An 18,048-nucleotide genomic window follows, 5' to 3' on the forward strand; every position below is an offset into this window, starting at 1 on the left:
AAGACCCCAAGGGCCGAAGCGTTACCACTGACTTGTCGACAGACACACTGCCACCCTTCGGAACGGAATCCATCCAGCGAACCTATCTGCCAATCCGGGCAAAGTGTGCGCCCGCATGACATACATCCGCGTGGCCACAACTACATAAGGTTAGCCGCGGTCGTCAGAAGTCCCGTTCTGCGTCCTTTCTTCATGGTGCCCACAACGGCGCATGGGATGAACTGGCAAGGGCGCTACACAGCGCGCTCCAGAAACCACCGGTGCGAAGGCGTGGCGGGCACATGATCCTTCCAACCCCCACCGGGTAACCAAGAACACAAGGAGAATCCCATGTCCACAACCCCCACCATCGTCCTGGTGCATGGCGCGTTCGCTGATGCGGCAAGCTGGGCGCCCGTTACTCGCGCGCTGCTCGACGAGGGATACGACGTAGCCGTTCCGCCAGTCTTCAACCGCAGCCTCACCGGAGATTCCGCCTACATCAAGTCCTTCGTCGAACAGATTGACGGTCCAGTAATCCTCGCCGGTCACTCTTACGGCGGTGCAGTCATCACGGTTGCCGGGGTGGCCGAGAACGTCGTGGGCCTCGTCTACGTGGCGGGCTACGCCCTGGACGAGGGCGAAAGCCTTGGCGCCCTGCAAGGGGGCTTCCCGGATTCAGATCTGGCAGAGAACCTCGTGTACTCGCCGTATCCAATCGACGGCTCGGACCCAGGCACTGATGTCGCCGTGAAGCCCGAGGCTTTCCCTGACATTTTCGCAGCCGGGGTCCCGAAGGAAGTCAGCCGCGTACTGGCCGTTTCACAGCGGCCCCTCTCGGCTGTTGCCTTCGGCGAGGCGGCGCCCGTAGCGGCCTGGAAGACCAAGCCGGCCTGGGGCATCGTCTCCAGCTCGGACCACACCATCAACCCGGACGTCGAGCGCTTCGGCTACAAGCGCGCCAACGCACGAAGGATCCTTGAGCTCGATGCTCCCCATCTGGTCATGATGACGCACCCGGAAGAGGTGGCGAAGTTCATCACGGACGCCATCGACGAGCTTTCCTGATCGCCCCAAACCTTCCAAACACAGCAGACAAGGACACACCATGAGCGGAAATCCGCACAACATCTCCCTCGAACCGCAGGCCCAGGCATTCGTGGACGCCACCAGCGAGCCGCCCTTCCTGTACCAGCTCACACCTGAGGAAGGCAGGAAAGCAGTCGACGGCGTCCAAGATGGCGAGATCTGGAAGCCCGAGATCGACGAGGAATGGATTACGGTCCCGGGCGGCCCTACTGGGTCTGTGCGGACGCGCATCGTCAGGCCGAAGGGGAACACTGGCACACTTCCTGTCATTCTCTACACACACGGCGCAGGGTGGGTCTTCGGTGACGCACACACCCACGACCGGCTGGTCCGCGACCTCGCAGTCGGGGCCGAGGCCGCTGTGGTGTTCCCGGCATACGACCGTTCCCCGGAGGTGCACTACCCGGTTGCGAACGAGCAGAGCTATGCGGTGGCGCAGTGGGTAGGCGCCAACGGAGCAGACAAGGGGTTGGACGGGTCCAGGATGGCCGTGGCCGGGGATTCCGTCGGCGGAAACATGGCAATCGCTTTGACCCTCATGGCGAAAGAGCGAGGTGATGTCTCGTTCAAGCAACAGGTGCTGTTCTACCCCGTTACGGACGCAAACTTCGACACTGCTTCCTACGAGCAATTCGCTGAAGGCTACTTCCTCTCGCGCGAAGGTATGAAATGGTTCTGGGACCAATACACGACGAGCGAGGCAGAGCGCGCAGAGATCACGGCGTCCCCGCTCCGCGCAACCACCGAACAGCTCGCCGGGCTCCCACCGGCCTTGGTCATCACCGCGGAGGCCGACGTGCTGCGTGACGAGGGCGAGGCTTTCGCCGCCAAGTTGCGGGCAGCCTCAGTCCCCGTGACCCAGGTCCGTTTTGGCGGAATCGTCCACGACTTCGTCATGGTCAATTCCATGCATGAAACGCATGCAGCCGCGGCCGCTATCGGACAGGCCGTCGCGGTCCTCAAGGCTGCGCTGGTTCCTGACTTTGTACGGGCCCCGTCACCTTCCTCAAGGTAACAGGACTGCACTACCCCTGCCTCAGCCCCTCGGCGTCCAGCACCAGATTGGCCGTGATGAACCTGCCGCACTGTTCGCCGTAGGGGTAGCTGGCCTTCGGCGTGAACGTCATGGTCCGTACCGGCAGGGGGTTGCCGTCCGTGCCGGCGCCGCTCGCCGTGGCGTCGATTGGTGATTCGCTCAGGGTCGGCAGGAACAGGTGGCCGATCCGCGTGCCGTCGGGCGAGGCGGTTGCGGAACACATGCCTTCCGGTCGGCAGCCTTGGTCGATAGAGACGTATCCGGGCATCAGCTCCAGGTCCTCTTCCTTGCACGCGCCGTCCTGGCAGGCCTTCAGATGTAGGGACTTCACTGCGGGGACGTAGCTGGCCGGGATGGTCACGGTGACCACGGGGGCCATCGCGATCATGGGGCACGGGGCCGGCTGCGGCTGGCACCCGGGGAAGAACGCCGTCGTGGTCATCAAAGTCACAGCCAATCCGAACCTGCGCATACTTCAGCGTAGGTCCGGCAGGGCAGCACCGCATGGCTAGCCGAGAAGTGATGCAAACATCGTTATGCCCCCGGCGCCAAAGATAGCCAGAATGAGACCGAGCGACAGCCGGCCCTTGGCAACGAGGAAGCCCGGCAGCGTGGATTCGGCGGGATTGGCCGGGTTGTAGACCACCGGGATGAGGGTTCCGATGATCGCCTGGTCCTGGCTGTAGATATCGGACTGCCCCAGCCAGCGCTTGCCGCCGGCGTCCAGGAATTCGTACGACGGCGCGAAGCGGTTCCGGCCGTTGCTCGCCGGACCGTCCGTGCCATGCAGATTGCCGGTGACCGTGGCGTAAGCCTCCCGCCACCCCGCCATGGACCGTTTCCGGCGGACGGCCGCCGCCAGGGACAGCCCCATCAGGAGCAGTCCCAGAATAAGGAAAATCCCCGGCAGCACGACGAACAGCAGTTTCACGGAGTCCATGGTTCAGCCCAGCGGGAAGGCGCCGGCTGCCCAGAACAGCAGCAGGGCGAATAGTGCAAAGACCGGCACCAGGCAGCCGAGCATCCTCCTGGATTCGGACGCCACTTGGAACGACTGATTGGGATTCAGCGGGTTGTAGGCAACCTCCACGAACGATCCCGGTACCTGCGGATTGGCGTACGAAACCTCGGATTCGCCGGCATACAGGGTCCCGTTGGGGTCGGAAAACTGGTAGCTGGGGTAGAAGCGCCTGCTCCGCGTTGAGCCGCCCCCGCCATGGCTCCAGCCCGCTACGTTGCCGGTGACCGTGGCCTGCACTTTCGGCCAGCCGGCGATCAGTTTTTCCTGCCGCCTGGCCTTCCGCAGCGAATGGACGAGCGAAAAAATGGCAGCCGCAACGAACAGCGCCCAGATGGCATACAGCACGATTCTCATGAGCTTCCCCCAGATTCGAGTCCCCAGAAGTATGCCAGCCGGGGCCCCGCGTACTGAAACGCCCGTACTGAAACGCCCGTACTGAAACGCCCGTACTGAAACGCCCGTACTGAAACGCCCCGCGTACGGCAATGCCTCAGGCCGGAAGCCGCAGCCCGCCGTCGTGCAGTTCCGCGAGACCGTCGAGCAGCAGGCCGTCGAGGGCACGGCCAAGCTGTTCGGGCGCCGAGTTGAGGCGGTGCAGCGCCGCAAGCGGAACCCCGACGCCGGAGGGCGCGAAGCCGAGATCGGCAGGGGCCTGCTCGAACATCTCGCGCGGAACGGGGGCGTCAGCCTCGCGGAGGACGGCCATGACCGCGCCGCGGACCTGCCGGTCGGTACCGTGCCAGGCCTGCCCCTTGGGCGTGTACGACGGCGGCGGCTCACCGGCGGCGAGCCAGGCGCAGGACGCGCGGACGGGGCATTCGGCGCATTTGGGGGAGCGGGCCGTGCAGACCACCGCCCCGAGCTCCATGACCGAGGCGTTCCAGCGTACGGAGAGGGCGGCATCGTCCGGCAGGAGGGCCTCGGCAAGGCGCATTTCGGCAGCCGTGAGCGACTGCGCCGGAAGTGCGAGGCCGGAAACCAGGCGGGCGTGGACCCGGCGGATGTTGGTGTCCACCACCGTTTCGCGCTGCCCGTAGGCGAAGGCAGCCACCGCGGCGGCCGTGTAGTCGCCCACCCCGGGAAGGGTGAGCAGCTCGTGGTGGGTGCCCGGCACCGCGCCGCCGTGCTGCTCCTGGATGGCGACGGCGGCCGCGTGCAGCCGAAGGGCCCTGCGCGGGTACCCGAGCCGGCCCCAGTGGCGGACGGCCTCGCCGGCCGGCTCCTTGGCCAGGTGTGCCGGCGTGGGCCAGCGCTCCATCCAGTCATCCCAGACGGGCAGGACCCGGACCACCGGCGTCTGCTGGAGCATGACCTCGCTGACCAGGATGCCCCACGGGCTGCAGTCCGGCGACCGCCACGGCAGTTCTCGGGCCGATTCGGCGAACCAGGCATCCAGGGCGCGGTGGAGTCCGGCCAGTTCCGTGGCACCGGGGAGTGTGGCTCCGGGCAGTGTCATCCGTTGCTTCTCCCGGGTTCTGGCTGGTGCTGGCTTGGGTGGTCTCTTGGTGCCGTCTTGGCTGCTGTTGCGGTTGCTGGTGCCGCCGCTTGCTGCCATCAACTGTAGTGGAACGGCTTGTGGATGACGCACGTCATACTGGGCCGGATTGGCCGGCAGCGGCGTGGTGAAGGGGCGCCCGGCCCGCGCGTGCCTAGCCTAGAAACATGGTCAAACAGGGCAATCAGGAACCGTCCGCGCGCAAGAAAGCGCCGGCGAAAAGCCCTGCCCGGACCGTGAGGCCAGCAGGCGGCGGCAGCCGCCCTTCCGCGAAGTCCGGTACCCGGCCGGTTGGCCGTCCGGGTACCCGGCCACCTGGCCGCCCCGGAACCCGGCGGGCAAGCCCCGCCGTGTACCGGCGTCGGAGGCAGGTGGTGTTCGGCGCGCTGGTGCTGGTGATCGCACTGTTCGTGGGCGGGATCCTGGCGATCGGCAGCGCGCTGGCCGGAAACCCTGGCAAGGATGCCGGCGCCGCCGCCAACGATACCCGGTCCACCCAGGCCCCCGACGGCGGTGCCACGCCCCTTGCCTCGGCGGGCCAGGCCACGCCAACGCCCAGTGCCGTGTGCGATCTGAGCCTGGTGACCGTGGCCGCCGCGACGGACAAGCCCGGCTATGGGGCCGACGAGCTGCCGGTGCTGAGCATGAAGGTCACCAACGGCGGCACGGCACCCTGCCAGGTGAACATGGGGACATCCCAGATGGAGTTCCTGGTGATGAGCGGCGCGGACCGGATCTTCTCCTCGAAGGACTGCCAGGCCGCCAGCGAGGACCTGGTCAAGACCATCGAACCGGGCGCGAGCGAAACCGGAAACTTCAAGTGGCAGCGCAACCGCACGCTGGAAGGGTGCGGGGTGATCAATGCCAAGCCCGGAGCGGGCGGCGCGTATTACACGTTCGTGGCGCGGCTGGGGAACAAGACCAGCACCAAGGCGGTCTTCCAACTGAACTGAGCCGGCGCGGGGCGCTCCTTAAGAGTCACCTACAGGAAGCGGTCCAGGAGGCTTGCCTCGGCCATGCGGCTCAGGCCCTCGCGGACGGTGCGGGCGCGCTGGTCGCCGATGCCGTCCACGGTCATGAGGTCGTCGATGGTGGCCGCCATCAGGTTCTGCAAACCGCCGAAGTAGTCCACCAGGCGGTCAGCCACGGCCTTGGGAACCGAGGTGAGCCCGGACAGGAGCCGGTAGCCGCGCGGCTGCACCACGGTGTCCAGCAGGTCCACGCCGCCGGAGAACCCCATGATCCCGGCGATCTTGGCGAGGTCGATCAGCTCCGTGGAGTCGAGGTTGAGCAGCGCTTGCACGGCCTCCTCGATCTCCTCCGGCGTGGCGTCGGGATCGGCGTAGTCGCGGATGATGACGTCGCTGCCGGGGCCGCGGCCTTGGTTGAGTTCCTCGACCTGGAGCGAGAGGAGACGGCCGTCTTCACCCAGTTCCAGCACGTACTGGGCGATTTCCTCGGAGATGCGACGCACCATTTCCTGGCGCTGCAGGGTGACCGCGACGTCGCGGATAGTCACCATGGCTTCGATTTCCAGTGCCGAAAGCGAGCTGGTCACCTGGTCCAGCCTGGCGCTGTAGCGTTCCAGCGTGGCCAGGGCCTGGTTGGCGCGGGCAAGGACTTTCTCGGAACCTTCCAGGACGTGCCGCAGCCCGTTCACGTACAGGGCGATGATCTGCATGGACTGGCTGACGGAGATGACGGGGACGCCGGTCTGGATGGCCACGCGCTCGGCCGTGCGGTGCCGCGTGCCCGATTCCTGGGTTTCGATGCTGGAATCCGGCACCAGCTGGACGGCGGCCCGGAGGATGTTGCCGGCGTCCTTGTCGCAGATGATGGCGCCGTCCATCTTGGCGAGCTCGCGCAGGCGCGTGGGGGAGAAGTCGATGCCGATGTCGAAACCGCCGGAACAGATGGAGTCCACGGTGCGGTCCGAGCCGAGCACGATGAGGGCTCCGGTGCGGCCACGGAGAATGCGCTCCAGGCCGTCCCGCAGGGGAGTGCCGGGCGCAACTCTGCCCAGAGTCGCCTTGAGCGATTCTTCGGGGCTCCGAGCCATAGGTGTTCCCTTCAAAGGTGTGGACAGGCATGCGCAGCTCTGCCCGTTCCACTGTGCGTCAACAGGATCAAAAAGTACTCAGTTTCCCGCAAGCTCAATGATAGAGGTAAAGAAGGCCAACAACCGCACAGGCAAGCCCCAAAGTGCCCCATCAGGGCGTGCCGCGAAGCGCCCCGGGAACGCGTCCGACGACGGCTGGCCGGCGGGCACTTCCGCCGCCAGGCCGGGATGCCCGGAAGGCTCCTTTTCGGTGGTTGGCAGGCGCAACGATAAACTTGGTACTCGGCCCCCCGCCGGTCCCTTCCCAGCCCAGTCCCCGCCACGCGCAAGGGGTCACCCCTCACCGCAGCGAAAGTAGCACCGTGTCCCAAGACGTCCTGAACCCCGCACGAGTCCACGAGATTCACAAAGAGGCGGCCCGGCGTCGTACTTTTGCCGTTATTTCGCACCCCGACGCCGGCAAGTCGACGCTCACTGAAGCGCTCGCGCTGCACGCCAAGGTCATCGGCACGGCAGGCGCGTCCAGCGGCAAGGCCAACCGCAAGGAAACGGTCTCGGACTGGATGCAGATGGAAAAGGACCGCGGCATCTCCATCAGCTCCGCGGCGCTGCAGTTCTCCTACCGGGACAGTGTGATCAACCTGCTGGACACCCCGGGCCACGCCGACTTCTCCGAGGACACCTACCGTGTCCTGGCCGCCGTTGACTGCGCCGTGATGCTGGTGGATGCTGCCAAAGGCCTGGAAACGCAGACCATGAAGCTCTTCGAGGTTTGCAAGCAGCGCAATCTCCCGATCATCACCGTGATCAACAAATGGGACCGCCCCGGCCTGGACGCCCTCGCCCTGATGGACGAGATCACCGAACGCACCGGCCTGCAGCCGATGCCGCTGACCTGGGCCGTGGGCATCTCCGGCGACTTCCGCGGCGTCTGGGACCTGCGCAACGACCGCTTCGCCCGCTTCCAGCGCAACAACGCCGGCGCCAGCATCGCGCTGACCGAATACTTCACTCCCGAGGAAGCCGCGGACAGCCAAGGCGTGGACTGGTCCAACGCTGTGGACGAAGCCGGGCTGGTCATCGAGTCCAACCTCGAGTTCGACGTCGACGCCTTCCACGCGGGCACCGCAACGCCCATCCTGTTCAGCTCCGCCGCCCTGAACTTCGGCGTCAAGGAACTTCTGGACGCCCTGGTGGATTTCGCGCCGCATGCCGCACCACGGCCCGACGTCGAGGGAAGCCCGCGCCCGGTGGAGTCGCCCTTCTCCGGCTTTGTCTTCAAGGTCCAGGCCGGCATGAACAAGGCCCACCGCGACCACGTGGCCTTCATCCGCGTCTGCTCCGGTGTCTTTGAGCGCGGCATGGTGGTGACGCAGACCCGGACGGGCAAATCGTTCGCCACCAAGTACGCCCAGCAGGTATTCGGCCGGGAGCGCGAAGTGATCGACGAGGCCTACCCCGGCGACGTGGTGGGGCTGGTCAACGCCTCCTCGCTGCGCGTCGGCGACAGTCTCTTCCTGGATGGTGCCGTGGAGTTCCCGGCCATCCCGCTCTTCGCCCCGGAGCACTTCCAGGTGGCGCGCTCCAAGGACCCCAGCAAATTCAAGCAGTTCCGCCGCGGCATCGAACAGCTCGAGCACGAGGGCGTCATCCAGGTGCTCCGCTCCGACCTCCGCGGCGACCAGGCGCCGGTGCTTGCCGCCGTCGGGCCCATGCAGTTCGAGGTGGTGGAGGACCGCATGGAGCACGACTTCAACGCCCCGCTGCGGCTGGAACGCCTGCCGTATTCCATGGCGAGGATCTCCACGCAGGAAGCCATGCCTGCGCTGGCCAACGTGGTGGGCGCCGAGGTGCTGCTGCGGTCCGACGGGGAGTACCTGGCGCTGTTCAACGACATCTGGGCGCTGCGCCGGATCGAGAAGAACCATCCGGCCCTGACGCTGGTGCCGATCGGAACGCACAACCCGGCCAAGTAGTCGCGGACTGGGCTAGTAGTCCACCTGCCGCTTGAGCTTGTTGCCGAGCCACATCATGGCCAGGCTCACCAGCACGAAGCCCACGGAAATCGCGACGGCGAACACCAGCACGCCGCCCCAGCCGCCGGCGCGTGCCGGGTCGATGAACCAGTAGGCGTACCAGTTCACGAAGGCGCCGCGGATGAGGCTGTAGACCAGGTACGCGATGGGGTAGAGCAGCCAGTACCAGAGGTGCTTCATGGTGAGCGTGGCGCGCGGCGGCTGGAACAGCCAGTCGGCCACCATCACCACGGGGATCAGGTAGTGGACCACGAAGTTGACCCACGGCAGCAGGGAACCCAGGTCCTCGCCGGCCAGGAGCGCGCCGAAGACCAGGCCCACCACGGCCATGGCGATGGTGGCGGTTCCGCGGGTGGCGTCGTCCAGTTCGCTGGGCCGCTTGTTGACCAGCACGCGGTAGCCGCTGACCAGGAGCACCACCGCGGCGAAGATGTTGGACAGGTTGGTGAAGTAGCTGAAGAAGTTCCAGGGGTCGTACCCCATGCCCAGATGGACCGTCAGCTGCGTCCCCACAGCCACCAACGTCAAGAGGCCGAAGAAAAAGCGTCCCCCAATAAGCACAGTTCTTTTGGTCATGGGCTAAATCTTCCTGAAACCGTGCCTTCCGGGGCCGACGACACTCCGCAGCAACTGAGGCGTTACGCGATCAGCAGCTCCAGGGCCTCTACCAGGTGCCCGACTTCCCGGACTGTGAAGCCGTCCGGGACCGGACCGGCTCCGGTGGGGCTCGCCGGCACCACGGCATGCGTGAAACCGAGCCGGTGGGCTTCGTGGATGCGCTGGTTGATGCCGGGCACGGGACGGACTTCGCCGGCCAGGCCCACCTCGCCGAAGGCAATGAGCCGCTGCGGCAGCGCCTTGCGGGCCTTGGCCGAGGCGACGGCCAGGGCCACGGCGAGATCCGTGGCGGGTTCGCTCAGCTTCACGCCGCCCACGGTGGCCACGTAGGAATCGTCCTTGTGCAGCAGGCACCCCGCGCGCTGCTGCAGGACCGCCAGCAGCATGGAGACGCGGGAGCTGTCCAGGCCGCTGGTGGCGCGGCGGGGCTGGGAATTGGGGCTCTCGGCGAGCAGGGACTGGACCTCGGCCAGCAGCGGCCGCCGGCCCTCCATGGTGACCGTGATGCAGGTGCCGGACACGGGCTCGCGGGTCCGCGATACGAACAGTCCGCTGGGATCCGCCAGGCCCTCGATGCCGGCCTCGTTGAGGTCGAAGCAGCCGACGTCGTCCGTGGCGCCGTAGCGGTTCTTCACGGCCCGCAGCAGCCGCAGCCGGGAGTGGCGCTCGCCTTCGAACTGGCAGACCACGTCCACCAGGTGTTCGAGCAGCCGCGGGCCCGCGATGGTGCCGTCCTTGGTCACGTGGCCCACCAGGAGCGTGGTCATGTTGCGCCGTTTGGCCGCGGCAATGATGGAGGCAGCGACCTCGCGCACCTGCGAGACGCCGCCGGCGCTGCCCTCCACGTCCGCGCTGCTGAGCGTCTGCACGGAGTCCACGATGAGCAGCTTGGGTTCCAGCTTCTCCACCTGGCCCAGGGCCTGGCCGAGGTCCGTTTCGGCGGACAGGTACAGGGTGTGCGCGACGGCGTCGATCCGATCCGCGCGCAGCTTCACCTGGGCTGCCGACTCCTCGCCCGTGATGTACAGGACATCCTGGCCGGTGCGCGCGAACTTCGCCGCGACGTCCAGCAGAAGGGTGGATTTCCCGACGCCGGGTTCCCCCGCCAGCAGGATGACGGCACCGGGCACGAGCCCTCCACCCAGGACGCGGTCCAGCTCATCCACGCCGGTGGGCAGGAAAGCCGCTGTGGTGCCGTCCACCTCGGCGATACGGCGGGCCGGCTCCAGAACCGTTGCTGCCGCCGTCGTACGCGCGACGGTGGCGCCGGTTTCCTCGACGGTTCCCCAGGCCTGGCACTCGCCGCAGCGGCCCACCCACTTGACCGCCGTCCAGCCGCATTCGGCGCACTTGTACGCGGGAGTCTTGGATGCGCGGGACGTCTTGGTTGCCATGTGTTCAGGTTAGTGGAGGGGTACGACAACGGGACTTCGGCGGCTTCCGCACCCGCTGAATACTTCGGCACCAGCTGCAATCGGCGCCGAAGTAATCACCGGGTGCAATTCCGGCTGGTGCCTACAGCGGCGGCAGGACGGCGCGGGCCTCTTCCGGCTCCATGCCGCTCGCCTCCAGCAGGTCCACCATGAGCGGCCGGAACAGCATCACCACGGTTTCGCCCTCCAGCCGGTGCACGTCCAACATCCTCGGGTGCAGCCGGGAGCCAACCAGCGTCAGCTCCTGCCGCGCCACCCGCAAGTGGGCGCGGCGGGCGCCGTCGTTCAGTTCAGAGAGGCCCACGGTCAGCTCGTCGACGGCCGCTGCCGTCTCCTGAAGGACCTCGGAGATGTTGTCCGTGGCTTCGTCCGTGAGCGCGGCATGGTTGATGGCGCTGGTCAGGCGGCGGGCGAACACGCGGCTGTTGCGCAGGGCGAGGTCGATGAAGTCCAGCGACTTTTCCAGGTCGGCAAGCTCCTCACGGTGCCGCCGGTAGGCGGGGGCGAGGGTTGCCACCTCACCGGAGGCCCGGAGCGTCTGGCGCATCCGGTCCACCAGCGGCTGGCAGTTCCGGCCGCGGATGAGGGCGTGCCAGGCCTGCGTGGAATCGCTGTGGATCATCGCTTCCGCGCACTCCCGCAGCACCTCGGCGAGCTCGTGCAGGAGCTTCCGGACGTCCTCCCGCGGCTCGCGGCGCGGATCCTTGGGCACCAGGATGGTCACCAGCAGGGCGAACACGCCGCCCACCACCGCGTCCAGGCTGCGCGTGAACGGTCCGCCGTCGGGCGCTGGCAGCAGGACCACCAGCAGGGACTGCAGCCCCAGCTGGGTGGTGAAGATGGTGCCGCTGTCCAAGAAACGCGCAAGCAGGATGGAAATCAGGAGAACGAGCGCGGCAACCCAGATATAGCCGCCCAGCCAGTGGAGCACCAGATCGCCCACCGCGATGCCAATGGTGCAGCCCAGACCCACCTCCACCACGCGGCGCAGCCTTGGCTCCCGGGAGAAGCCGAGGGCGATCAGGGACGAGGTGGCCGCGAAAAGCGGGCCCGAGTGGCCCAGGATGTATTCGGCGAAGGCATAGGCGCCCACGGCGCAGACGGTCATCTGGATGGCCGGGACCAGCGAATTGCGGCTGCGGACAAGGCCGGTCCTGACCCGGGCGCGCAGGAATTTCTTGCCTCTGGAAAGTCCCTTCACGGCTGCCATGGAATCCAGTCTATTTGGCGGGCAGGGCCTCCCCGTCCAGCCGCGGGCGGCACTCAACGGCACAGGGGCCGTCGTATGACGCAGCTCAACAAGCGACGCGCCACAACACCGAATGGTCCGCCGTCGTTCACCTGCTGTTCACTTTGCACCGGACATCCCGTTACCTGCATTCCTTACCGTCAATAAAGGCACAAATAAGGTCCACAGCTTCGTATGCCGATCTCCGTTCGGCTCGCATCAGAGAATCCCTGGAAGGGGTACATTCAAGTGAAGGCAACTCGCTTCGGCCGCAACGCGGCAATCGCGGTCATCGCAGCTGGCGCACTCGCGCTTACCGCTTGCGGTTCCGACAACGCAACCGGCTCGACCCCCGCCACGCAGGCTGCTGCCGGCGTCAAGGTCACCGGCACGCTGACCGGCATCGGCGCATCCTCCACCGGTGCAGCCATGGACGCGTGGAAGGCCGGCTTCGCCTCCGCCAACCAGGGCGCCACCGTGCAGTACTCCCCGGACGGCTCCGGCGCAGGCCGCAAGGCGATCATCGACGGCTCGGCCCAGTTCGCCGGCTCGGACGCTTACCTGAAGGACGACGAACTGGCCGCCTCCAAGGCCAAGTGCGGTGCCGATGGCGCCATCAACATCCCGGTCTACATCTCCCCGATCGCCGTCGCCTTCAACCTTCCTGACATCAAGGAACTGAAGCTCGACGCCGCAACCGTAGCGAAGATCTTCCGCGGAGAAATCGCCACCTGGAACGACCCGGCCATCGCCGCCCTGAACGCCGGCGTCACCCTCCCGAACCTCAAGGTCACCCCGGTCAACCGCTCTGACGACTCCGGCACCACCACCAACTTCACCGACTACCTGGCGGCTGCTGCTCCCGAGGTCTGGACCGACAAGGCAGCCGGCATCTGGCCCGCAGCCCTGAAGGGCGAGAACGCCAAGGGCACCTCCGGCGTCGTCAAGACCGTCACCGACACCCCGGGCGCCGTCACCTACGCCGATGACTCCGCCGTCTCCGGCAAGCTGGGCACCGCTTCCATCAAGGTCGGCACCGAGTTCGTCAAGATCTCCGCCGAGGCCGCAGCCAAGGCTGTCGAAGCCGGCAAGGCCGTTGACGGCCGCTCCGCCAACGACGTCGCCATCAAGCTGGACCGCAAGACCACCGCCAGCGGCGCCTACCCCGTAGTGCTGGTCTCCTACCACGTCGTCTGCTCCACCTACGAGACCAAGGCAGTTGCTGACCTGGTCAAGGCCTTCGAAAGCTACGTAGTCTCCGACGCCGGCCAGAAGGCCGCAGCCGACGCCGCCAAGTCCGCGCCGCTGTCCAAGACCCTGCAGGACAAGGCCAAGGCTGCCATCGAGTCCATCAAGGCCAAGGCCTAAGAATCCAGCTCCGGAGCGCTCATACTCAAAGCAAAGCATTCCGGAACACCGAAGTTCCCTGTCCTGCCAGAGTGGCTAAATGCCACTCTGGCAGGGCAGGGAACTTAGCCATGTATTACCAGTTGATTGAAACTGAAGGATCGTGAAGTGACCACCAACTCCCTGACAACCTCCCAAGGCGCCGGACGCGCCGGGGACAAGGTTTTCTCCGGGGCCGCCATGGCCGCAGGGTGCCTGATTCTTGCGGTCCTCTTCGGGGTCGCGTTGTTCCTTGTGGTGCAGTCGATCCCGGCCCTCACGGCCCAGCCCGAGCAGATCCAGGGCGGTCACGGCTTCTTCGCCTACATCGGGCCGATCGTCGTCGGCACCCTGATCGCTGCAGCGATCGCCCTGGTGATCGCCACCCCGGTGGCCATCGGCGTCGCCCTGTTCATCTCCCACTACGCACCGCGCCGCCTGGCCTCGGGCCTCGGCTACGTGGTTGACCTCCTGGCCGCCATCCCCTCCGTTGTGTACGGCGCCTGGGGTGCGGCTTTCCTGGCCAAGGAAATCTCGCCCGCCTATGACTGGCTCGCCAACAACATGGGCTGGCTGCCGATCTTCCAGGGTCCGGCCTCCGCAACCGGCAAGACCATCCTGACCGCCGGCATCGTCCTGTCCGTCATGGTCCTGCCGATCATCACGTCCCTGTCCCGCGAAATCTTCCTGCAGACCCCCAAGCTGCACGAGGAAGCCGCGCTGGCCCTGGGCGCCACCCGCTGGGAAATGATCCGGATGGCAGTCCTGCCGTTCGGCCGCCCCGGAATCGTCAGCGCCATCATGCTGGGCCTGGGCCGTGCTCTCGGCGAGACCATGGCCGTTGCCCTGGTGCTCTCCTCCGGCGTGCTGACGGCAAGCCTGATCCAGTCCGGCAACCAGACCATCGCCGCCGAGATCGCCCTGAACTTCCCGGAAGCCAGCGGCGTCAAGGTCAACACCCTGATCGCCGCCGGCCTGGTGCTGTTCGTCATCACCCTCGGCGTCAACATGGTGGCCCGCTGGATCATCACCAAGCACAAAGAATTCTCGGGAGCCAACTAAATGACTGCCACAATCGTCCGCAAGCGCTCCGCGCTCACCAAGGGCCAGCTCCCCAAGTTCGCGCCGTACATCGTCCTGGCCGTGGCCCTGGTGGTGGGCGCCGCCATCCTGGCGCTCATCGGCTTCAACGCCTTCGGCTGGGGCCTGGTCTCCGCCATCCTGTTTGCGGTGGGCCTGGTCGGCTGGAGCGCCGCCGTCGAAGGTGGACGCAAGGCCAAGGACAAGCTCGCCACCTGCCTGGTGATGGGCGCATTCCTCATCGCACTGCTGCCGCTGGTCTCGGTGATCTGGACGGTGCTGGTCAACGGCGTCCCCGGCCTGATCGCTCCCGGCTTCCTGGGCACGTCCATGAACGGCGTCACCGGAGCGTTCGACAACAAGAGCGTCGAGGAAGGCACCAAGGTGGTGGGCGGCATCTACCACGCCCTCCTGGGCACCGTCCAGATCACGCTCCTGGCAACGGTGATCTCCGTGCCTGTGGGCCTGATGACCGCGATCTACCTGGTGGAGTACGGCAACGACCGTCCGCTGGCCCGCGCCATCACCTTCTTTGTGGATGTCATGACCGGCATCCCCTCGATCGTGGCCGGCCTTTTCGCGGCAGCGTTCTTCTTCGCGGTGGTGGGCCCCGGCACCAAAACCGGTGCGGTGGCCGCCGTCGCGCTTTCCGTCCTGATGATCCCTGTAGTGGTCCGCTCGAGCGAGGAAATGCTCAAGATCGTCCCGAACGAGCTGCGCGAGGCCGCCTACGCCCTGGGCGTGCGCAAGTGGCGCACCATCCTCAAGGTGGTCATCCCGACGGCGATCTCCGGCATCGCGTCCGGCGTCACCCTCGCGATCGCCCGCGTCATCGGCGAGACCGCCCCGATCCTGGTCACCGCCGGCTTCGCCACCACCATCAACAACAACGTGTTCGGGGGCTGGATGGCCTCGCTGCCGACCTTCATCTACACGCAGATCCTGAACCCGACCTCGCCGTCCAACCCCGGTCCCTCGGACCAGCGGGCCTGGGGCGCGGCCCTGGTGCTGATCATCCTCGTGATGCTCCTGAACCTGGGCGCCCGGCTGATCGCGCGCCTATTCGCACCGAAGACCGGCCGCTAAACTGGGCGCGAGTCCTTCCGGCGGCGGCCCCGCCACCCACAAACTTCCACACCCCAAGCAATGAAGGAACACCATGTCTAAGCGCATCGACGTCAAGGACTTGAACGTCTACTACGGCAGCTTCCTGGCCGTCGAGGACGTCAACATCAACATTGAAGCCAAGTCCGTCACGGCCTTCATCGGCCCGTCCGGCTGCGGCAAGTCCACCTTCCTGCGCACGCTGAACCGCATGCACGAGGTCCTTCCCGGTGCCCGCGTTGAAGGTGAGGTCCTGCTGGACGGCGACAACCTCTACGGCCCCGGCGTTGACCCCGTCACGGTCCGCAGCCAGATCGGCATGGTCTTCCAGCGCCCCAACCCCTTCCCCACGATGTCCATCCGCGACAACGTGCTGGCCGGCGTGAAGCTGAACAACAAGAAGATCTCCAAGGGTGCAGCCGACGCCCTGGTGGAGCGCTCCCTGCAGGGCGCCAACCTGTGGAACGAGGTCAAGGACCGCCTGGACAAGCCCGGCTCCGGCCTCTCCGGCGGCCAGCAGCAGCGCCTCTGCATCGCCCGCGCCATCGCCGTGGAACCCCAGGTGATCCTGATGGACGAGCCCTGCTCCGCCCTGGACCCCATCTCCACCCTGGCCGTTGAGGACCTCATCAACGAGCTCAAGGACCAGTACACCGTGGTGATCGTGACGCACAACATGCAGCAGGCCGCCCGCGTCTCGGACAAGACGGCGTTCTTCAACATCGCAGGCACGGGCAAGCCCGGCAAGCTGATCGAGTTCGCCGACACCACCACCATCTTCAACAACCCGTCCCAGAAGGCCACGGAAGACTACGTCTCCGGCCGCTTCGGATAATCCCCACCGCCGCCCTAACCTCGCAAGCTCGGCCAGGGAACCCTGGCGGCGTGGGCCCAACCAGCCGCTCCCCAGGCTCGCACGCTCGCCCGGGGGACCCCTGCGGCTGTGGGCCCAGCCCAGCAGGCTCCGGTTGCTTTGGGGGAACCGGTTAACGACGACGGCGACCGTACCTTGGGGGTACGGTCGCCGTCGTTCCTTAACGCGTCAGTTGTGGCCGGCCCGCCCAACTGGGTCGCAGCAGGTGTCGTTTTGAGCCTCCAAAACGACACATGCTGCTAGTCCGAAAATGAGGTGATGTGCGTTCGTTGGCGCGCGTGTTTGGGCATCCGGGGGCGAAAGGCAGCCCTCGGTGGACGGGGAATGTTGGAGTCAGGCGGCAGGGGTCAGGGTGACGGTGTAGCCGAGGGCCTCGAGTTGCCGGATGTGGCTGTGCTTCCTGGTTTCGGGGTTGGTGTGGCGGGTGAAGTGGTCGGCGCCGAGATCCTGGAACCGTGTGTCCGGGCCCTGCAGGAGGTGCCAGACGATGACGAGGATGGAACGTCCGATGGCGACAATGGCGCGTTTCTTGCCCCGCCGCCGGACGAGCCTTCGGTAGCGTTCGCCCAGGAAGGTATTGGTCTTGCCGGCTCCGAAGGCGGCCTCGCCAAGGGCCCGGGCGAGATAGCGGTTGCCGTGCCCGGTCGAGCCGTTTCCTTTGGTCTTGCCTGCGGAGGAGTTGATGCCCGGGGAGAACTTTGCCCAGGAACACAGGTGCCCCGCGGTCGGGAACCGGGACATGTCGACCCCGATTTCGGCCAGAACTACGGCGGCGGCGATGGGGCCGATGCCCGGGATCTCATCCAGGCGTTTGGCCGCCGCGGCGAAAGGGGCCAGCTGGACCTCGATCTGTTCATCGAGCGCGGCGATATCGGTGTCGATGCCGTCAATCCTTGCCAGCATCCGGGCGAGCAGGAAGCCGTGGTGGTCATCGAAGCGGCCGGTGAACGCCTCCTCCAGTTCGCTGATCTTCCTGCGCATGCTGGAGCGTGCCAGCTGCGCGAGCACGCCCGGGTTGCGTTCTCCGGCGATGAGCGCTGCCATCATTTCCCGGCCGGACACCCCGAAGGTGTCCGAGGCCACCGAGGAGAGTTTGATGCAGGCGTCCTCGAGGAGTTTCTCGACCCGGTTCTTCTCCGCGGTCCGGGTCCCGACCAGGTCAATCCGGTACCGGGTCAGGTCCCGGAGCCTGCGGATCGGGGCGGGCGGGACGAAGCTGGGCCGGAGCATCTGCCGTTCGGCGACCTTGCACAGCCACACCGCATCCAGCACATCGGTTTTGGGACGTCCCGGCAGATGCTTCACGTCGCGGGCGTTGACCAGCCACGGTTCGAGCCCGTGCGCCTCGAGGAGGTAGAACACCGGCTTCCAGTAGTCGCTGGTCGCCTCCATCACCACCCGCTCGATGCGCAGGTCCACGAGATGGTTGGCCAGGTCCGCCAACGAACGGGTCATGGTCGAATGCGTGGACACCTCCTGCAACCGTTTCTTTCGGTTCCCCTCCGCGGGGACCCGCACGCAACACACGAGTTCGGCCTTGCCAATGTCGATCCCGGCGACCCTGGCAATGATCTGTTCCTCATCCTGGGTTTCAGCCAGCATGATCCTGC

Annotated in this window: 17 protein-coding genes; 8 read left to right on the forward strand and 9 right to left on the reverse strand. The window is 66.4% G+C overall.

The annotated features are described in order from the left end of the window. Positions 1–330 precede the first annotated feature (330 nt). Both NVV90_RS00785 and NVV90_RS00790 read left to right on the forward strand, forming a co-directional pair. Positions 331–1,047, forward strand: a complete 717-nt coding sequence (locus NVV90_RS00785; RefSeq protein ID WP_258439301.1) for an alpha/beta fold hydrolase — start codon at positions 331–333, stop codon at positions 1,045–1,047. Positions 1,048–1,087: 40 nt separating this feature from the next. Further along, on the forward strand, positions 1,088–2,083 hold the full coding sequence (locus NVV90_RS00790; protein ID WP_258439302.1) for an alpha/beta hydrolase: 996 nt from the start codon (positions 1,088–1,090) through the stop codon (positions 2,081–2,083). Between the two features lie 10 nt (positions 2,084–2,093). Here the strand turns inward: NVV90_RS00790 and NVV90_RS00795 are convergent, their stop codons facing one another. The 4 genes from NVV90_RS00795 to NVV90_RS00810 all read right to left on the reverse strand — a co-directional run bounded on the left by NVV90_RS00795 (position 2,094) and on the right by NVV90_RS00810 (position 4,581). Next, entirely contained in the window at positions 2,094–2,546 is a 453-nt protein-coding gene (locus NVV90_RS00795) for a hypothetical protein (RefSeq protein WP_258441024.1), read from the reverse strand. 66 nt (positions 2,547–2,612) lie between these two features. Next, the gene (locus NVV90_RS00800; RefSeq protein WP_258439303.1) at positions 2,613–3,044 is read right to left on the reverse strand and encodes a DUF3592 domain-containing protein; all 432 of its coding nucleotides are present in this window, start codon (positions 3,042–3,044) and stop codon (positions 2,613–2,615) included. Positions 3,045–3,047: 3 nt separating this feature from the next. Then, complete coding sequence (locus NVV90_RS00805; RefSeq protein WP_258439304.1) at positions 3,048–3,479, reverse strand: DUF3592 domain-containing protein; 432 nt, start codon at positions 3,477–3,479, stop codon at positions 3,048–3,050. A gap of 136 nt (positions 3,480–3,615) precedes the next feature. Further along, entirely contained in the window at positions 3,616–4,581 is a 966-nt protein-coding gene (locus tag NVV90_RS00810) for an A/G-specific adenine glycosylase (RefSeq protein WP_258439305.1), read from the reverse strand. Between the two features lie 410 nt (positions 4,582–4,991). Here NVV90_RS00810 and NVV90_RS00815 point away from each other — a divergent pair, with 410 nt between their 5' ends. Then, the gene (locus NVV90_RS00815; RefSeq protein ID WP_309304084.1) at positions 4,992–5,573 is read left to right on the forward strand and encodes a hypothetical protein; all 582 of its coding nucleotides are present in this window, start codon (positions 4,992–4,994) and stop codon (positions 5,571–5,573) included. Between the two features lie 29 nt (positions 5,574–5,602). Here the strand turns inward: NVV90_RS00815 and disA are convergent, their stop codons facing one another. Beyond that, the gene (gene disA / locus NVV90_RS00820; protein WP_258439307.1) at positions 5,603–6,679 is read right to left on the reverse strand and encodes a DNA integrity scanning diadenylate cyclase DisA; all 1,077 of its coding nucleotides are present in this window, start codon (positions 6,677–6,679) and stop codon (positions 5,603–5,605) included. A gap of 362 nt (positions 6,680–7,041) precedes the next feature. Here disA and NVV90_RS00825 point away from each other — a divergent pair, with 362 nt between their 5' ends. Then, a complete protein-coding gene (locus tag NVV90_RS00825; protein ID WP_258439308.1) occupies positions 7,042–8,655 on the forward strand; it encodes a peptide chain release factor 3 in 1,614 nt (537 codons plus the stop codon). Positions 8,656–8,667: 12 nt separating this feature from the next. On the opposite strand, the gene NVV90_RS00830 is transcribed toward NVV90_RS00825, so the two are convergent. From NVV90_RS00830 to NVV90_RS00840, 3 genes are all read right to left on the reverse strand, one after another. Beyond that, the gene (locus NVV90_RS00830) at positions 8,668–9,291 is read right to left on the reverse strand and encodes a Pr6Pr family membrane protein (protein ID WP_258439309.1); all 624 of its coding nucleotides are present in this window, start codon (positions 9,289–9,291) and stop codon (positions 8,668–8,670) included. Between the two features lie 62 nt (positions 9,292–9,353). Further along, positions 9,354–10,727: a DNA repair protein RadA gene (gene radA, locus NVV90_RS00835; protein ID WP_258439310.1), complete on the reverse strand. Its 1,374-nt coding sequence runs from the start codon at positions 10,725–10,727 to the stop codon at positions 9,354–9,356. Between the two features lie 121 nt (positions 10,728–10,848). After that, a complete protein-coding gene (locus NVV90_RS00840) occupies positions 10,849–11,976 on the reverse strand; it encodes an aromatic acid exporter family protein (RefSeq protein WP_258439311.1) in 1,128 nt (375 codons plus the stop codon). 267 nt (positions 11,977–12,243) lie between these two features. Here NVV90_RS00840 and pstS point away from each other — a divergent pair, with 267 nt between their 5' ends. The 4 genes from pstS to pstB all read left to right on the forward strand — a co-directional run bounded on the left by pstS (position 12,244) and on the right by pstB (position 16,399). Next, positions 12,244–13,362 (forward strand): phosphate ABC transporter substrate-binding protein PstS, encoded by a 1,119-nt coding sequence (pstS, locus tag NVV90_RS00845; protein ID WP_258439312.1) that lies wholly within the window; start codon positions 12,244–12,246, stop codon positions 13,360–13,362. Between the two features lie 147 nt (positions 13,363–13,509). After that, a complete protein-coding gene (gene pstC, locus NVV90_RS00850; RefSeq protein ID WP_258439313.1) occupies positions 13,510–14,442 on the forward strand; it encodes a phosphate ABC transporter permease subunit PstC in 933 nt (310 codons plus the stop codon). Next, positions 14,443–15,546: a phosphate ABC transporter permease PstA gene (pstA, locus tag NVV90_RS00855; protein ID WP_258439314.1), complete on the forward strand. Its 1,104-nt coding sequence runs from the start codon at positions 14,443–14,445 to the stop codon at positions 15,544–15,546. A gap of 73 nt (positions 15,547–15,619) precedes the next feature. Further along, positions 15,620–16,399 (forward strand): phosphate ABC transporter ATP-binding protein PstB, encoded by a 780-nt coding sequence (pstB, locus tag NVV90_RS00860; RefSeq protein ID WP_258439315.1) that lies wholly within the window; start codon positions 15,620–15,622, stop codon positions 16,397–16,399. Positions 16,400–16,771: 372 nt separating this feature from the next. Here the strand turns inward: pstB and NVV90_RS00865 are convergent, their stop codons facing one another. Further along, the gene (locus NVV90_RS00865) at positions 16,772–18,040 is read right to left on the reverse strand and encodes an IS110 family transposase (RefSeq protein WP_258437945.1); all 1,269 of its coding nucleotides are present in this window, start codon (positions 18,038–18,040) and stop codon (positions 16,772–16,774) included. Positions 18,041–18,048 lie beyond the last annotated feature (8 nt).

The sequence above is a fragment of the Arthrobacter sp. CJ23 genome, assembly GCF_024741795.1.
In the GTDB taxonomy this organism is placed as follows: Bacteria; Actinomycetota; Actinomycetes; order Actinomycetales; family Micrococcaceae; genus Arthrobacter.

What these genes read in the sequence shown, in the direction of transcription:
- NVV90_RS00785 (WP_258439301.1), top strand. Translation starts at nt 331, where the DNA reads ATGTCCACAACCCCCACCATCGTCCTGGTGCATGGCGCGTTCGCTGAT.
- NVV90_RS00790 (WP_258439302.1), top strand. Translation starts at nt 1,088, where the DNA reads ATGAGCGGAAATCCGCACAACATCTCCCTCGAACCGCAGGCCCAGGCA.
- NVV90_RS00795 (WP_258441024.1), bottom strand. Translation starts at nt 2,546, where the DNA reads ATGACCACGACGGCGTTCTTCCCCGGGTGCCAGCCGCAGCCGGCCCCG.
- NVV90_RS00800 (WP_258439303.1), bottom strand. Translation starts at nt 3,044, where the DNA reads ATGGACTCCGTGAAACTGCTGTTCGTCGTGCTGCCGGGGATTTTCCTT.
- NVV90_RS00805 (WP_258439304.1), bottom strand. Translation starts at nt 3,479, where the DNA reads ATGAGAATCGTGCTGTATGCCATCTGGGCGCTGTTCGTTGCGGCTGCC.
- NVV90_RS00810 (WP_258439305.1), bottom strand. Translation starts at nt 4,581, where the DNA reads ATGACACTGCCCGGAGCCACACTCCCCGGTGCCACGGAACTGGCCGGA.
- disA (WP_258439307.1), bottom strand. Translation starts at nt 6,679, where the DNA reads ATGGCTCGGAGCCCCGAAGAATCGCTCAAGGCGACTCTGGGCAGAGTT.
- NVV90_RS00830 (WP_258439309.1), bottom strand. Translation starts at nt 9,291, where the DNA reads ATGACCAAAAGAACTGTGCTTATTGGGGGACGCTTTTTCTTCGGCCTC.
- radA (WP_258439310.1), bottom strand. Translation starts at nt 10,727, where the DNA reads ATGGCAACCAAGACGTCCCGCGCATCCAAGACTCCCGCGTACAAGTGC.
- NVV90_RS00840 (WP_258439311.1), bottom strand. Translation starts at nt 11,976, where the DNA reads ATGGCAGCCGTGAAGGGACTTTCCAGAGGCAAGAAATTCCTGCGCGCC.
- pstA (WP_258439314.1), top strand. Translation starts at nt 14,443, where the DNA reads ATGACTGCCACAATCGTCCGCAAGCGCTCCGCGCTCACCAAGGGCCAG.
- pstB (WP_258439315.1), top strand. Translation starts at nt 15,620, where the DNA reads ATGTCTAAGCGCATCGACGTCAAGGACTTGAACGTCTACTACGGCAGC.
- NVV90_RS00865 (WP_258437945.1), bottom strand. Translation starts at nt 18,040, where the DNA reads ATGCTGGCTGAAACCCAGGATGAGGAACAGATCATTGCCAGGGTCGCC.